The organism is Blastomonas sp. 34TW (genome assembly GCF_059803595.1).
Window position 1 is genome coordinate 105629 of the sequence record NZ_JAPFGW010000002.1, and the last position, 15262, is coordinate 120890.

13 protein-coding genes are annotated in these 15262 nt (G+C 64.5%); 7 read left to right on the plus strand and 6 right to left on the minus strand.

Annotated elements, in window-relative coordinates; all coding sequences use genetic code 11:
* The first annotated feature begins 127 nt into the window (after window positions 1–127).
* The 7 genes from OPU69_RS03715 to OPU69_RS03745 all read left to right on the plus strand — a co-directional run bounded on the left by OPU69_RS03715 (window position 128) and on the right by OPU69_RS03745 (window position 9219).
* Window positions 128–2443, plus strand: coding sequence for a TonB-dependent receptor (locus OPU69_RS03715; protein WP_498509388.1), 2316 nt, complete (start codon window positions 128–130; stop codon window positions 2441–2443).
* A gap of 84 nt (window positions 2444–2527) precedes the next feature.
* Entirely contained in the window at window positions 2528–3988 is a 1461-nt protein-coding gene (locus tag OPU69_RS03720) for a carotenoid oxygenase family protein (protein WP_498509389.1), read from the plus strand.
* Window positions 3989–3992: 4 nt separating this feature from the next.
* On the plus strand, window positions 3993–5552 hold the full coding sequence (locus OPU69_RS03725; protein ID WP_498509390.1) for a long-chain-fatty-acid--CoA ligase: 1560 nt from the start codon (window positions 3993–3995) through the stop codon (window positions 5550–5552).
* A 165-nt stretch (window positions 5553–5717) separates the two neighbouring features.
* The gene (locus OPU69_RS03730; RefSeq protein WP_060976875.1) at window positions 5718–6716 is read left to right on the plus strand and encodes an NADP-dependent oxidoreductase; all 999 of its coding nucleotides are present in this window, start codon (window positions 5718–5720) and stop codon (window positions 6714–6716) included.
* Between the two features lie 400 nt (window positions 6717–7116).
* Window positions 7117–7389, plus strand: a complete 273-nt coding sequence (locus tag OPU69_RS03735) for a hypothetical protein (RefSeq protein ID WP_023838530.1) — start codon at window positions 7117–7119, stop codon at window positions 7387–7389.
* Between the two features lie 160 nt (window positions 7390–7549).
* Complete coding sequence (locus OPU69_RS03740) at window positions 7550–8419, plus strand: alpha/beta fold hydrolase (protein ID WP_060976874.1); 870 nt, start codon at window positions 7550–7552, stop codon at window positions 8417–8419.
* Window positions 8419–9219, plus strand: a complete 801-nt coding sequence (locus OPU69_RS03745) for a TIGR03084 family metal-binding protein (protein WP_498509391.1) — start codon at window positions 8419–8421, stop codon at window positions 9217–9219. Before OPU69_RS03740 ends, OPU69_RS03745 begins: the two co-directional genes overlap by 1 nt.
* A gap of 674 nt (window positions 9220–9893) precedes the next feature.
* Here the strand turns inward: OPU69_RS03745 and OPU69_RS03750 are convergent.
* The 6 genes from OPU69_RS03750 to OPU69_RS03775 form a co-directional block, all read right to left on the minus strand.
* Window positions 9894–10349: a hypothetical protein gene (locus tag OPU69_RS03750; RefSeq protein ID WP_156439106.1), complete on the minus strand. Its 456-nt coding sequence runs from the start codon at window positions 10347–10349 to the stop codon at window positions 9894–9896.
* A gap of 84 nt (window positions 10350–10433) precedes the next feature.
* The gene (locus OPU69_RS03755; protein ID WP_498509584.1) at window positions 10434–11297 is read right to left on the minus strand and encodes a carotenoid 1,2-hydratase family protein; all 864 of its coding nucleotides are present in this window, start codon (window positions 11295–11297) and stop codon (window positions 10434–10436) included.
* The gene (crtD, locus tag OPU69_RS03760) at window positions 11285–12826 is read right to left on the minus strand and encodes a 1-hydroxycarotenoid 3,4-desaturase CrtD (RefSeq protein ID WP_498509392.1); all 1542 of its coding nucleotides are present in this window, start codon (window positions 12824–12826) and stop codon (window positions 11285–11287) included. Before crtD ends, OPU69_RS03755 begins: the two co-directional genes overlap by 13 nt.
* 406 nt (window positions 12827–13232) lie before the next feature.
* Window positions 13233–13505 (minus strand): hypothetical protein, encoded by a 273-nt coding sequence (locus OPU69_RS03765; protein ID WP_498509393.1) that lies wholly within the window; start codon window positions 13503–13505, stop codon window positions 13233–13235.
* The gene (locus OPU69_RS03770) at window positions 13505–13987 is read right to left on the minus strand and encodes a TspO/MBR family protein (protein ID WP_060979788.1); all 483 of its coding nucleotides are present in this window, start codon (window positions 13985–13987) and stop codon (window positions 13505–13507) included. The genes OPU69_RS03765 and OPU69_RS03770 overlap by 1 nt, the downstream gene beginning before the upstream one ends.
* 49 nt (window positions 13988–14036) lie before the next feature.
* Complete coding sequence (locus tag OPU69_RS03775; protein ID WP_498509394.1) at window positions 14037–15248, minus strand: geranylgeranyl diphosphate reductase; 1212 nt, start codon at window positions 15246–15248, stop codon at window positions 14037–14039.
* Between the last annotated feature and the right edge of the window lie 14 nt (window positions 15249–15262).

Genomic DNA, 15262 nt, shown 5'->3' on the forward strand with positions numbered 1-15262 from the left:
AAGCTTGCCGTAGGGTCCGCGACTGTCACTTTTGACACTTGAGGCATTGTCGGCCCCGGATCATTTTCGCGCAGCATAGGAAAAGGTGCGGGCCGAAAAAGGCCGCAGCATTGAGGGGAGGTTTGTGATGAGGGTGTCCACCTATCTGTCGGCATCAACCTTCGCATTGGGGCTCGCGATGCTCGCGGCGCCCCAGGCGGCCATGGCGCAGGAGGCCTCCGATCAGGCGGCCAGCGCCGAGCAGGCCGAGGAGGGGGGGCTTCGCACCATCGTCGTCACCGCTCAGCGCCGCGAGGAATCGCTCCAGGCGGTGCCGGTCGCGGTGTCCGCGATTGACTCCCAGGCGCTCGCCACCGGCGCGGTCGACGATCTTCGCGACTTTGCCGGGCGCGTTCCCGGGCTGGTGGTCGATCCGGTCAATGCCGGCCCTTCGGCTGCCGCGATCGCGATCCGCGGCATCAGTTTCGAGGATATCGAGAAATCGTTCGATCCGGCGGTGGGCGTGGTGGTCGACGATGTGTTCATCGGCACTAACACCGGCCAGCTGCTCGATGCGTTCGACCTCGAATCGATCGAGATCCTGCGCGGGCCGCAGGGCACCCTGTTCGGCCGCAACACCATCGGCGGCGTCATCAATGTGCGCCGCAGCAAGCCGACCGGCGAATGGGGCGTGCGTGCCTCGATCGGCTATGCCGAATATAACACCGTGCGCGGCCGACTGGTCGTCAACACCCCGATGATCGGGGATTTTCTGGCGTTCAAGGGCTTCTTCTTCTACGACAATACCGATGGCTATCTGCGCAACGTGACGCAGGGCAACCGCCGCACCAACGAGTACGAGGTATGGACCGCAGGGGTGACCGCACTCATCACCCCGACCGACGACATCGAGGCGGTGATCACCTATGAGCATATGGAGGAAGATGGCGAGGTCGCCACGGCCAGCGTCTCGAACGATCTCGACCTGATCTGCCTTCAGGTGCCGGTGCCGGGGGTCGGTCTGGTTCGTGCCTTCCAGATTCCGGGCAACCAGTGCAACCGCACGCCCACCAACAGCAAGCTGCTGTATCAGGTGTTCGGTAACATCCAGACCCCGGTGCGCAACAAGACCGACGCGATCAGCGGCACGATCAATATCGAGCTCGGCGATTTCACGCTCACGTCGGTTACCGGCTGGCGCAAGAACAACGAAAGCGTGCGGCAGGATTTCGATTCGGCATCGATCAACTTCTTCGATACGCTGCGCATCCAGCGCTACGAGCAGTTCAGCCAGGAAATCCGCTTTGCCGGTGACGTCACCGACTGGATGGATATCGTGCTGGGCGCCTATTATTTCGACAGCCAGTACACGCTGCGCCAGACCTCGTTCTTCGGCTTTCTGGGCCCCGGCGCCAGCGCCTTCCAGCTTTCAGTCGGCGACTCCAAATCCTATGCCGGTTTTGCCGATGCGCGGTTCAAGCTCTCGGACAACCTGACCTTTGGCGTCGGCGGCCGCTACACCAGGGATGAAAAGGCACTGGTCACCAATTTTGCGCTCAGCCCGACCGGGGCTTGCCCCGTGGGCTTTGCCGGGATCGTGGCTGCGGATTGCCGTGGCTCCGACGATTTCGGCGAGTTTACCTATCGCGCCAGCCTCGATTACCAGTTCGATGGTGGCCAGCTGGTCTATGCGAGCTACTCGCGCGGCTTCCGCTCGGGCGGCTTCAACGGTCGCGCCGCGACCCCGACCGCGATCGGCCCCTATCAGCCCGAAATCGTCGATGGCTATGAAATCGGCCTGAAGGCGGACTGGCTCGACCGCCGGTTGCGCACCAATATCGCGATCTTCCAGACCGATTATTCGGACAAGCAGGAAGAGCTGGTGCGCGCGACGCAAGCGCCCTTCAACGCGATCCAGGCGCAGGAAACCATCGTCGAGAACGCCGCTTCGGCGCGGATCAAGGGTGTCGAGCTCGAGATCGTCGCGCTGCCTTCGGACGACCTGGCGTTCAACTTCTCCGCGACCTATCTGGATGCCAACTACCAGAATTTCGTGCGCGGCGGCGTGGACGTGTCCGATCTCGACCTGCGCCGGGCACCGAAATACGCCTGGTCGGCCGGGTTCGATTATACCCGGCCGGTGGGCGATGGCGAGTTCCGCTGGAGCACCATCTTCCGCTATGTCGACAAGTACACCACCTGTATCGTCGCCGATCCGGCGCTGCAGGCGCAGGGCATCATTACTAACGACCGCCGCTGCGAAGCCTCGGAGCGCGAGATCCTCGATTCGACCCTGTCGTACAAGCACGATTTCGGCGGTGCGCAGGCGACGTTCAGCGTGTTCGGTCGCAATATTCTCGACAATCGCGGGCTTTCGAGCACGTTGCCGGTGGCAGGCCTGTTCGCCTTTGCCGGTGTCCGCCCGCCGCGGCAATTCGGCGCGGAACTGATGCTGGAATTCTGATAGCCTCTTGCTGGCCCGCCGTCCTTTGCATCGGGGCGGCGGGCCTTTCCTTGCAACGCCCAACGGGATCGCAAAAGCTTAGACATGGCCAGGCCCTTTCCCCCGCATCCGTTCCTGCACGGGCACCATGCCCCGAACCGCTTCGAGGCCGATGCGCCCGATCTGGTGATCGAGGGCGAGATTCCCGATGATCTGGCCGGGGTCTTCTATCGCAACGGGCCCGAGCCGCTGCACCCCACGCGCGGCGACGAATATCACTGGTTCGACGGCGACGGCATGGTCTACGGCTTCTTCATCGAGAATGGCCGCGTCGCGATGCGCAACCGCTGGGTCCGGACCGAGAAGTTCGAGCTGGAACGGGCGGCGGGCGAGCGCCTGTTCGGGGTGTTCGGCAATCCGATGACCGCCGATCCTTCGGTGCAGGGCAAGCGTTACAATACCGCGAACACCAACATCATCGTGCATGGCGGCAAGCTGCTCGCGCTGATGGAAGGCGCGCCGCCGGTGGAGATGCACCCGCGCGACCTCAGCACCATTGGCGAGGAGCATTATGGCGGGACGATCTCCACCACCTTTTCCGCGCATCCCAAGATCGACCATGCCACCGGCGAGCTGATCAATATCGGTGCGATGATCAACGGGCCGATGGGCGCGGCGGAAATCCGCTATGACATTATCGACCGCACCGGGGCGCTGACGCACAGTGAGATCATTCCCGTGCCCCACATGAGCCTGATGCACACGTTCTTCGTGACCGAGAACTGGGTGGTGTTTCCGGTGCTGCCGATCGACACCGATCTTGGCCGCTTCATGCGCGGAGGGCCGATGACCGCCTGGGTCAACGATCGCCCGTCCAAGCTCGCGGTGATGCCGCGCCGTGGCAGTGCCAGTGACGTGCGCTGGTTCGAATACGAGCCGCGCCACATGTTCCACGAGCTCAACGTCTGGGAAGAAGGGGGCAGGATCATCGCCGATGTCGCCGCCGCCAACGGCACCGCTTTGTTCCCCGATGAGACCGGGGTGCGCGCGACGCATGCCGGCACGCGCCAGAGCCTGCGCCGCTGGACGATCGACCTCCAGGCGAACACCGACATGCTGCGCGAGGAGGTCATCAACGAGCGCGACCTGCAATTCCCGCGCCCCGACGACCGGCTGATGACGCGGCGGACGCGCCAGGCCTTTGCCAATATCAACCTCGAATCGCGCGATGCCCGGGCCGAGGGGCTCGATGCGGTGCTGCGCTTCGATACGCAGACGGGCCAGGAAGACATCTATCATTTCGGCAAGGGATCTGCTGCGGGCGAGCTGATCTTCGCGCCGCGCCTGGGTGCGAAGACGGGGCTGGAGGGCGAGGCCGACGGCTATGCGATGACTTTGGTCCACCGCGCCAATGCGCTGGGCAGCGAGCTCGCGATCTTCCACGCGCTCGATATCGCCTCGGGCCCGATCGCGCGGGTGCATGTGCCGTTCCGCGTGCCGAGCGGATTCCACTGCAATTTCTATCCCGCCGATGGCGATCTCTACGCCCAGGCCATGGCGCACTGACGCGATGAGCATGATCGCCGACATGGTCGCGCGCGGGGCCGCTGCCACGCCGCACAAGACCGCGCTGATCCAGGATGACGAAGCGCTCGATTACGCGACGCTGCATGATCTCACCTGCCGCTGCGTCGCCGCGCTGAAAGCCAGCGGCATCCGCAAGGGCGACCGGGTGGCGTTCCTCGGCCTCAACCATATCGACTATGTCATCCTGCTGATCGCGGCGTTGCGCATCGGTGCGGTGACGGTGGCGGTCAACTGGCGGCTGGTGCCGCGCGAGATCGCCTATATCATCCAGGACGCGGGCGCGCGCTTCCTGCTGACGCAATCGGCGGTGCTGGGCAACGCGCTGGCGGTGCGCGCCGAGGCGGGTCTCGAGACGATCCTGCTCAGCGATGGCGCATTCGAGGGGCGACCCGCGTTCCGGCAATGGGTGCAGGGCTTTGCGCCGGATGACAGCGTTGCAGCGCTGGAACCGGCGGACGTCGCGGTGCAACTCTACACCTCGGGCACCACCGGCCATCCCAAGGGGGCATTGCTCACGCACGGCAGCCTTACCGCCTCGCTCAGCCAGGGCAGGAAGATTGGCGAGGACTGGGCGGCCTGGTGGCCGAGCGACGTGTCGCTCGTGGCGATGCCGCTCTTCCATATCGGCGGCACGGCCTGGGTGATGCAGACGCTGAACGGCGGCGGTACCGGCGTCATCCTCGCCCAGCCCGAAGTCGCGGCGATCATCGCAACGGTGCAGCGGCATGGCATCACCAAGATGTTCGCGGTGCCCGCCGTGCTCAACATGATCCTCAACCATCCAGATGCCCAGGATGCGGATTTCAGCTCGATGCGGGTCCTGCCTTATGGCGCGTCGCCCATCCCGCTCGATGTGCTCAGCCGCTCGATGCAGATGTTCCCCAACGCGCAGTTCGTGCAGATGTACGGCGCGACCGAGACCAGCGGGACGATCGTCTATCTGCCGCCCGAGGACCATGATGTCGTGGGCACGCCCCGGATGAAGGGCTGCGGCAAGCCGTTCCCCGATGTCGAATTGCGCATCGTCGGCGAGGACGGGCGGGACCGTGCGCCGGGCGAGGTCGGCGAGGTCTGGGTCCGCGCGCCTTTGGTCATGGCGGGCTATCACAACCTGCCGGATGCCAATGCGACGGCGTTCGTGGATGGCTGGTATCGCACAGGCGACGCCGCCTATCGTGACGAAGACGGCTATCTCTACCTGTACGACCGGGTGAAGGACATGATCGTCTCGGGCGGAGAGAATATCTATCCCGCCGAGGTCGAGAACGCGCTGCACCATCACGCGTCCGTGCGCGATTGCGCAGTGATCGGCGTGCCCGATCCGCGCTGGGGCGAGGCGGTGAAGGCCATCGTCGTGCTGCATCCGGGCGAGAGCGTCAGCGCCGACGATCTGATCGCCTTTGCGCGCACGCAGATCGCCGGGTTCAAATGCCCCAAGAGCGTGGATTTCGTATCCGAACTGCCGCGCAATCCTTCGGGCAAGATACTCAAGAAGGAATTGCGCAAGCTCTACTGGCAGGAGGGCGAGCGGCAGATTGGGTGATTTCGATAGCCTAACCACGGCCGTTTGTCCCGAGCGTGTCGAGGGACCTTACGCCACCCTTTACAAATGCGTCCCTCGACTTGAGTTTACCCTGAGCGGCTGGCTTTCCAGCCAGTCGAAGGGCTCGGGACAAACGGGAGGGGCAGTTTTGAGAGAGGAAGAACCATGACCACCACCCGTCAATGGCTGATCGCAGGCCGCCCGCGCGGCCGTCCGGTCGAGGACAGCGATTTCGAACTCGTCACGCGCGAGCTGCCGCCGCCCGCTCCGGGCCAGATGCTGCTGAAGACGCATTATCTGGGCTTCGATCCGGCGCAGAAGGGCTGGATGGAGAATATTGCCGATTATGTCGCGCCGACCGAGATCGGCGAGGTCATGCGCGGCTCGGGCATTTCCGAGGTGATCGAATCGAACCAGGCCAAGTTCCCGGTCGGCACGATGGTGATCGGATCGACCGGCTGGACCGAATATCACCTGTCCGACGGCGAGGGGCTGGTGCCGTGCGATCCTGACCTTCCGCCGACCGCGATGATGTCGGTGCTCGGCACGACGGGGCTCACCGCCTATTGCGGGCTGTTCAAGATCGGCAAGCCCGTGGCGGGCGATACCGTGCTGGTTTCCGGCGCGGCGGGAGCCACCGGATCGGTGGTCGGTCAGCTGGCGAAGATCGCCGGGTGCCGCGTGGTCGGCATTGCCGGCGGGGCGGACAAGTGCGCCTGGCTGGTCGAAGAGGCAGGCTATGACGCCGCGATCGATTACAAGGCGGGCGGCGTGCGCGAGGCGATCAAGCGCGAATGCCCGCGCGGCGTCGACGTGATCTTCGACAATGTCGGCGGCGCGATCCTCGACGACATGCTGAGCCAGATCGCGACGGGTGCGCGCATCGTCATCTGTGGCGGCATCAGCCGTTACGAGACCGGGCAGATGCCCGCCGGGCCGCAGAACTATTTCAACCTGATCTTCCGCCGCGCGACGATGACCGGCTTCATCGTGCTCGACTGGGCAGCGGAGTTCCCCGCCATCCGCAAGCGGCTCGCGGGCTTCGTGCACGACGGGCGGCTGACCTATCGCGAGGATATCCAGCACGGCTTCGAGAATGCGCCGCAGACGATGCAGCGGCTGTTCTCCGGCGCCAATCGCGGCAAGCAGATGCTGAAGCTGTAGCAGCACCCCCTTCCCGCTTGTCCCGAGCGTGTCGAGGGACGTAGGTACTACCCCGTGCCAATCACGTCCCTCGACTTTAGTTCACCCTGAGCGGCTGGCTTGCCAGCCAGTCGATGGGCTCGGGACAAACGGATAAGGTGTCATGTATCCCGAAAGCTCAGCTATACATGCCAAAAGCGCAACTTTGTTGCGATGCACAACTCCTAGTGAGGTTATAAGGCCTTGAAATTCAACGATGCATAAGCCTGATTGCGAAATTTGCATCTATCCTGGCGAAAATATCATTCGCAAATGCAGCATTGCGTATTGAAACCTATCAATCGCGCGCTTAAATGGCCCTCACAAGAATACCGCCCATAAGGGGCCAACGTCCTCCCCCGCGATTGAAAGGAATGCCATCATGAACCTTCGTTCCGCACTGCTCGGCGCCGTTCTCCTGGCCGCCACCGCCGCTCCCGCCTTCGCGCAGGACGACGCCCTGATCTCGAAGAACCAGACCATCTACGACGCCGAAGGCAAGCGCGTCGGCAAGGTGACCCGCGTTCTCGAAGACGGCTCGGCCCTGGTCATCTACAAGGGCAAGGTCGTGCGCATCGGCGCCTCGACCCTGACCGCCGCCGAAGGCAAGGTCACGACCTCGCTTTCGAAGAAGGAACTTGCCCGTCTGGATTGATCCTCTCGATCCATGACACCCGAAAAGGCCGGGGAAGCACACCGCTTCTCCGGCCTTTTTCGTGCGCGCATCGCGTGCTGCCAAGCCTGCCGTAGCGTCAGGCGAAACCCCCACCCAAAGCCACTTTTCTTTTGCGCGCAAAGCCGCTTAAGGTTCGGGCATGAAACCGACCGGACCCTCTTCGCAGACCTATTTCTCGCAGCGGCTGCGGCTGCATTATGCCGATTGGGGCAATGAAGATGCCCCGCCGCTGATCCTCGTCCATGGCGGCGAGGACCATTGCCGGTCGTGGGACTGGGTGGCGAGCGAGCTGCAGGCCGACTGGCACGTCATCGCGCCCGACCTGCGCGGCCATGGCGATTCGCAATGGACCGCCGACGGCAACTATCCGATCATGAACTTCGTCTACGACCTGTCGCAGCTGGTCGAGCAGTTCGGCTATGATCAGGTGACCATCGTGTCGCACTCGCTCGGCGGCAACACTGCGCTGCGCTATGCCGGGCTTTACCCTGAAAAGGTGCGCAAGATCGTCGCGATCGAGGGGCTGGGGCCGTCTCCGAAAATGATCGAGGAGCGCAACGCCACCCCGGTGCACGAGCACTGGCGCAAATGGTATGCCGACAAGCGCGCCAAGGCGACGCGCAAGCACCGCGAATATGACAGCTTCGAGGAAGCCCTGTCGCGGATGCATGCGGAGAACAGCTATCTGACCGCCGATCAGGCGCGGCATCTGTGCGAACATGCGGTGATCCGCAACGAGAACGGCACCTATAGCTGGAAGTTCGACCCGCATATCCGCATCTGGCCGATCCTCGACATTCCGCCCGAGCACATGCACCAGCTCTGGCAGCGCATCACCTGCCCGACGCTGCTGTGCTGGGGCGAGAAGAGCTGGGCCTCCGATCCCGAGGCCGATGGGCGGATGGAGCTGTTCCAGAACGCGCGGCTCGCCAAGTTCGCCGATGCCGGGCACTGGCTGCACCATGACCAGTTCGATCGGTTCATGGCCGAGCTGAAGGGCTTTCTGTGATGCAGCAGGCCGCCGATTTCCTCACCGAATGCGACCGGATACACGCGCTGGTCGCGCCGCTCGACGAGGCGGTGCTCGCGATGCCGACCGCGTTCAAGGGCTGGACGATCAGCGATGTCATCGGCCACTTGCACGTCTGGAACCAGGCGGCGCAGCTCTCGCTCAGGGACGAGGACGCGTTCAAGGGCTTCATGCGACAGGTCGGCGGTATCATCGCCAAAGGCGGCGATCTCAACAGTTTCGAGCGCGTGTGGCTCGATGGCCTGACCGGACAGGCGTTGGTTGCGCAATGGGCCGAAACCTATCGCGCGGTCGCCGCCGATTTCGCCGAGGCGGACCCTGCGCAGCGCGTGCCCTGGGCCGGGCCGAGCATGAGCGCGCGCTCCTCGATCACCGCGCGGCTGATGGAAAGCTGGGCGCATGCCCAGGCGATCTTCGACGTGCTGGGCCAGGAGCGCGAGAATGGCGATGCGCTGAAGAATATCTGCGTGCTCGGCCTCAACACCTATGGCTGGACGTTCAAGAACCGCCGTCTGGAGCCGCCCCAGCCGGTGCCGCAACTGCGCCTCTCCGCGCCGTCGGGTGAGATCTGGGTGTTCGGCGAACCGGCGGACGGCGAGCTGATCGAGGGCGATGCGGCGCAATTCTGCCAGGTGGTGACCCAGACGCGCAATATCGCGGACACGGCGCTCAAGCTGACCGGGCCGAACGCCACCGCCTGGATGGCCATAGCGCAATGCTTCGCCGGCGCCCCGGTCGACCCACCCGAGCCGGGCGTGCGGCGGAAGGCGACGGTTTGAAGCAAGGCGACTGCAAACTGTGGCATCGCGATTAACCCATCCCGTCACCCTGAACTTGTTTCAGGGCCCATTTCTCCACACGCGGCTTCGGCTGATCGGGCACGATGGGTCCTGAAACAAGTTCAGGATGACGGACTTTTGAGCCGCTGAGAGTAGCGCGAGGCACCCACATCGCTCAGGCTGCGCGATGAGCAGCGGATGGGCTCCGCGCGACCCGCACCACCAGACTCCCCTCCCTGAAAGGGAGGGGCAGGGGGTGGGTCATCCGCGCGCGCTTCGATGTACCAATGCGCGCGACCGCGCACCCACCCCTAACCCCTCCCTTGCAGGGAGGGGAACGTGCATCGCAACGCCTCTTATTGAACACGCCCGCCTTCTTCGCGCCTTCGCGTCTTCGCGTGCAAAATCACGTTCACGCGAAGCCCGCGAAGCCGCGAAGATGCCCGATACAATCGCGAAGCCCCGCCGCACAAACAACCCGCTCCCCTGCGAAGGCAGGGGCCCATCTCCCAAGCGGTGTGCCGGGGGACGAGGGCAGGAGATGGATGCCTGCCTTCGCAGGCAAGCGGTTTGGGGGAAGGATGCAGCTTGACCGTGATAGGTCGAATGTTCGCCATCAACTTGGAACGAAAAAACAGTCTTTGGGATTGTGCCCCCTTTGCAGGCATCGTTTCCTAGCGCTTCTTCGGCCACCACCAGAACCTGACCAGGGTATCGCTTGTGCCGAAGCTGAGGCCAAAGTCAGCGTGATCGACTGATACATCCCTTACAGCTTCCGAGAGATTGGAGATGTCCACCGGTCTGAGAGGCATGACAAAAACATCGTTGGAAAGGCCAATTGATCCAGTTCCGTCAAGATCATTGCCAAGGCGAAGTTTTGCGGGAACTTCAAGCTGAAGGTCGTGATCACCAAAAATGCGGTCTGCTCCAACCTTTTGGGGATGTGTGACCGAGAGAGTCCGATACGCGGGTTCTGTCGCACCGCAAAGAATATCGAGTAGCTTTATAAGGCAAACACAGGCCTCTTCATCTGCTGAAAAGTGCCAGCCGTCATGCATCTTGCGGGCCTTGCGATACCGCCAAAGGCTAACACGCCCATCCTGCCGCCATGACCCGAGAGCTTCTTCCATAACGGCATGGTAGCACTTGAACGACCGATCTCCACCCAATACCCATCGCTCCGGCAACCTGCCTACTCTCTCAAAACACAGCCCTCACCCCCGCCGCGGCATCCGGAACGGCAGCATCAGCTTCACGATCCCCTTTTCCAGCCGGTCGAGCGACAGGCTCTCGTGCACCGCCTCGGCGCTCTCGCCGAACAGCCGCGTCTTCAGCGCGGTGCGTGAATAGAAGGGCGTGTCCTCCCATGTCCGGCGGATCTCGACCGGCGCGCCCGCATCGGCCCGCGTGATGCGCGGCATGCGCCATAAGGTCTTGGGCAGCACGCGTTCGGGGGGCAGTTCGACCTCGCTGATCGTGCCGTCCTCGGCGAAGCGCAGGCCCATGGCGAAGCGGCTGGCGTCGCGGCGCTGGCCTTCATAGAGCACCACCGAATCGCGGCCCAGATGCGCGCGCGACCAGTGCCAGTCGGAAAAGCCGCGCTCGAGCGGTTCGATCCCGGCATTGCTGTCGATATAGCCCTCGCCGCGCCAGCTAAGCCCTGGGCTCTTCATGTCGACCTCGATCGCCGCGCGCGGCGCGATCGGGCGCCAGGCATGGTGGCCTTCGAGGTCCAGCGGCCAGGCGGTCTGCGGCATCATGTGCGGATAGACGCGGATCGTGCCGCGCACCTTGCGCGGGATCGGCGCAGTGATTTCCATGAGATCAATGCGCAGGCTGGTGCCGTCCCAGTGCATCGAACTTGGGCCGATGACGAGATGGTCGTGATCGCGCGCCAGATGCTTCGATCCGCGCTCGGTCATGCACCAGCCGCCGCCGGGGCCGTAAAGCGCGACATTCATCGCGATATGGTTGTTGGGATCGCCGCGCCCCGACCAGTGATAATAAGGCGAGAACACGCTGCCGATGAAGGCGATGATGGTGAGGCCGTGTTTTCCGTCGTCGCTCAGCGCGTCGATATACCACCAGGCATAGCCGCCCGGCGGGACGACCGCATCGAAGGCAGGTCCGCAAGCAGCCGCTCTGCCGCCAAGCGGCCGGAGAGGCTCGCCATCGGGATCCCGGCGCCGGGGTGAATGCCACCCCCGGCCAGATAGAGCCCCGGCAGGCGGCTGGCTGATCCGGGCCGCTGGAAAGCCGCCTTCCACCCATGGGTCGCCCGGCCGTAAAGGGCGCCGCCCGTCGCCGGGAAAAGTCGCTCGTAATCCGCCGGGGTCACCAGATGCGAATTGTCCGGCGAACGGTCGATCGTCAGGCCACAGGCCTCCAGGAAGCCGAAAACTTGCCTCTCGCATCGGTCGATCTCCGCCTGTGAACTCTGTTTGGTGTCGCCATTGGCTGGCGCGTTGACGATGAGCTGCAGCCGCTCGGGCCCCGGCGGCGCGCGCGCGCTATGGTCGTCGCGGTCCTGCGCGCAGATATAGATGGTGGGGGATTCGGGCACCGCGCCGCGCCCGAAGATCGCGTCGAACTCGGCACGATAATCGTTCGAGAAGAACACGCTGTGGCGGACCAATGGAAAACCGGAGGTCTTCGCATTCATCAGCCAGGTCATGCTGGAGAGCGAGCGCTGTTTCGGCGGCACCGGCGGCACCGCCTTGCGCGCCGCCTCGCCCAGCCTGCCGATGTTGAGCGCAGCGGGATCGCCGTTGAACACCACCGCACGGCCGCGGATCACCTCGCCCGATTCCAGGCGCACCCCGGCGGCGCGGCCATGTTCGGTGACGATCTCGGCAATCGGGGCATCATAGCGGAACTGCGCGCCGTTGCTGCGCGCGAGGTCCGCGATGGCCGTCGCGATCGAATGCATGCCGTTATCGGCGAGCCACACCCCATCCTGCTCGACATGCGCGATCAGCATCAGGGTGGCGGGCGCGACGAACGGCGATGAGCCGCAATAGGTGGCATAGCGACCGAACAGCTGCTGCAGCCGGGGATCGTGGAAATGGCGGCCCAGCGCCTTCCACATCGCCTGATAGGGGCGGATCGCCATGGTCTCGGGCAAGCGCTTCAGGCCGATCCGCGTCACCAGCGAGAAGGGCGTGGGGGCGGACGCCTCCAGATAAGGTTCGCGCAGCACGTTGAAGATGCGCGCAGCCTCGGCGCAGAAGCTGCGGAAACCGGCGGCATCGCGCGCGCCGAAATAGTCGCCGATGGCAGATTCGCTTTCGCCCACATCGGCGAACAGATCGAACGGCGCTTCCGGCCCCCAGGCATGCCGCGCGATCAGGCTGGCAGGGGTAAGCGGGATCGCCGCATTGAGATCGCCGCCGCAATCGGCGAACAACCGCTCGAACACCCAGCGCATGGTGAACACCGTCGGCCCGCCATCGACCGGACGGCCCGCTGCCATCACCTCGCGCAGCTTGCCGCCGGGGGTCTTCTGCCGCTCGACCACCAGCACCGGCTCGCCCGCTGCCGCGAGCAAGGCGGCGGCGCTCAATCCGCCCATGCCGGCGCCCGCGACGATGATCGGTTCATGCCGCATGGATTGGCCAATCGGGAAAGCGCCGGGTCATTGTGCAATGCTAGCAGGTGTCCATAATGTTTGACAGATGTTTGTCACATTATATGGACATGACGCGATCGCGGATTGGCACAGTTTAAAGCCCTCCCCCTTGATGGGGGAGGGTTGGGTGGGGGCGATCTCTCCGAATGGCGCGAAGGGCGAACCGTTGCACCCAGCCGAACCATCACCCTCACCGCTGCGGCTAGGCTCCTGCGTCGCCAAGTCTCGCTGCCTCTCCCATCAAGGGAGAGGCGTGACCAGGCGCCAAATCTCATATCGGTCCCCCGCGAAGGCGGGGGCCCATCATCGGACGGTTGCGAGAGGAAGCGGCGGAAGCGTGAGCGGCGCGCGCAGGAGATGGGCCCCTGCATGCGCAGGGGACCGGTTAGGGCGCGCGTTTGCTCAGCATCCCGCGCCGCCCGAGATCGGCCAGATGCAGCGGGAAGGACAGGACCAGTGGCAGCACGATCCAGGGCCAGGCGGCGCCGGTGAGCGCAGCGCGCAGCGCCAGCATCATCAGCACCGCCGCGCTCAGCCCCAGGCCGACGTCCATCGCGCGGTTGCCGCGCATCACCAGCCAGACGAATTCGGCGGCGAGCACCGCCAGCACCAGATCGACGACATGGCCGCTGGCGAACAGGGCGCGCACGACCTCCATCAACCGAACGGCCCGTTGAGCTGGACGATCGCATAGTTGAGCGCAGCGGCGACACTGACCCAGGCGATATAGGGCAGCAGCAGCCAGGCCGAGAGCTTCGAAAAGCGCCCGCAATAGACGATCAGCCCGGCGATCGAGAGCCATAGCAGCGCCACCTCGGCGAGCGCCCAGTCGGGCCGTTGCACGCGGAAGAACAGCAGGCTCCACAGCACATTGAGAAAGCCGTTGAACGCGAACAATCCGATGACATTGGTCCGCGCCTTCACCGTCGGCGCGGCACGCCAGGCGGCGAGCGAGGCCATGGCGGCGAGCGCGAAGATCAGCGTCCAGGCGACGCCATAGAGCCAGCCGGGCGGCGCCCAGTCAGGCTGGGCGAGCCCTTGGTACCAGGGGCCGAGATCGGTGATCGTCGCGCCACCAGCGGCGACGACCAGAGCCGCCATCGCTGCCAGGATGACCGGCAGCAAGCCTTCACGATGCATTCCAGCCTCCCAGCTGCGGCCTCTCGGCCCTTGCGTCCCGAGCGTCGGTTCAGGCCCGCGACAGGCCGAGCAGATGCCCCATGTCCTTCACGAAGATCTTGGCATGCGCCACCGGTTTGCGGCGCACCAGCTCCTTGTGCATATAGCTCTGCCAGGTGAGGTACTGCACGTCGGGGTCGGCGCACATCTTGACGAAGCGCTCGCGGCGCTTGTCCGACGAATACCAGAAATATTGCATGATCCCCAGGATCCAGAAGACCTTGCCGTGCTTGCTCATGAACGCCTTGCGCGCCTGTTTGAGCGCGGCAGGCTTGCCGGTGGCGAGGAACTGCCAGACCGCATCCGCCGCCAGTCGCCCGCAAGCCATCGCGTAATAGATGCCTTCGCCCGACGCCGGTGCCACGACCCCCGCCGCATCGCCCGCGACCACGATGTCGCGGCCATTGTCCCAGCGTTTCAGGGGTTTGAGCGGGATGGGCGCACCTTCCTTGCGGATCGTCTCGCACCCGTCCAGCCCGACCTGCTTGCGCATCAGCGCCGTGGTCTCACGCAGGGCAAAACCTTTGTGCGCGCTGCCCAGGCCGATGCTCGCGGTCTCGCCATGCGGGAAGATCCAGGCATAGAAATCGGGCGAGAGATGGCCCTGATAATAGACGTCGCAGCGGTCGGGGTCGAAATCTGCCGCTGCGGCCACCGCCGGTTCGGGCGCCTTGACGATCTCGTGATAGGCAAAGACGCATTTCACGTCCTTGGCACCCGGAATATTCTGTTTCGCCACGGCAGAGCGCGCGCCATCCGCGCCGATGACCGATCGCACGCGCAACCGGCGGTCGGGTCCGCCGCGCCCCTCGCGCCAGACCAGCACCGCCATGCCGTCGCTGTCCCGGTCGATCCGCTCATAGCTGCCGGTGATCCGGGTCGCGCCATTGGACCGTGCGCGCTCGCGCAGCCATTCGTCGAACACGTCGCGATCGACCATGCCGACAAAGCCCTTGCCCTCGGGCCCATCGCCCACCGGCATGTCGACCTCGCGGCCCGATGGCGCGATCATCCGCGCCGCGCGTGCCTTGGCGACCAGCAGTGATTCGGGAATCTCGAAATCCTTGAGCAGCCGAGGCGGGATCGCGCCGCCGCATGGCTTGATCCGCCCGTCACGGTCGAGCAGCAGTACCTTGAGCCCGCGCCGCGCCAGATCGTTGGCCGCTGTCGCCCCCGAGGGTCCGCCGCCGATGACCGCTACGTCGAAATCCGCCTGTGCCATCGTCTCATGCTCCT

Coding starts and splice junctions, on each gene's coding strand:
- OPU69_RS03750 (WP_156439106.1), bottom strand. CDS start 10,349: ATGGAAGAAGCTCTCGGGTCATGGCGGCAGGATGGGCGTGTTAGCCTT.
- OPU69_RS03765 (WP_498509393.1), bottom strand. CDS start 13,505: ATGGAGGTCGTGCGCGCCCTGTTCGCCAGCGGCCATGTCGTCGATCTG.
- OPU69_RS03745 (WP_498509391.1), top strand. CDS start 8,419: ATGCAGCAGGCCGCCGATTTCCTCACCGAATGCGACCGGATACACGCG.
- OPU69_RS03715 (WP_498509388.1), top strand. CDS start 128: ATGAGGGTGTCCACCTATCTGTCGGCATCAACCTTCGCATTGGGGCTC.
- OPU69_RS03740 (WP_060976874.1), top strand. CDS start 7,550: ATGAAACCGACCGGACCCTCTTCGCAGACCTATTTCTCGCAGCGGCTG.
- OPU69_RS03735 (WP_023838530.1), top strand. CDS start 7,117: ATGAACCTTCGTTCCGCACTGCTCGGCGCCGTTCTCCTGGCCGCCACC.
- OPU69_RS03725 (WP_498509390.1), top strand. CDS start 3,993: ATGAGCATGATCGCCGACATGGTCGCGCGCGGGGCCGCTGCCACGCCG.
- OPU69_RS03770 (WP_060979788.1), bottom strand. CDS start 13,987: ATGCATCGTGAAGGCTTGCTGCCGGTCATCCTGGCAGCGATGGCGGCT.
- OPU69_RS03720 (WP_498509389.1), top strand. CDS start 2,528: ATGGCCAGGCCCTTTCCCCCGCATCCGTTCCTGCACGGGCACCATGCC.
- OPU69_RS03775 (WP_498509394.1), bottom strand. CDS start 15,248: ATGGCACAGGCGGATTTCGACGTAGCGGTCATCGGCGGCGGACCCTCG.
- crtD (WP_498509392.1), bottom strand. CDS start 12,826: ATGCGGCATGAACCGATCATCGTCGCGGGCGCCGGCATGGGCGGATTG.
- OPU69_RS03730 (WP_060976875.1), top strand. CDS start 5,718: ATGACCACCACCCGTCAATGGCTGATCGCAGGCCGCCCGCGCGGCCGT.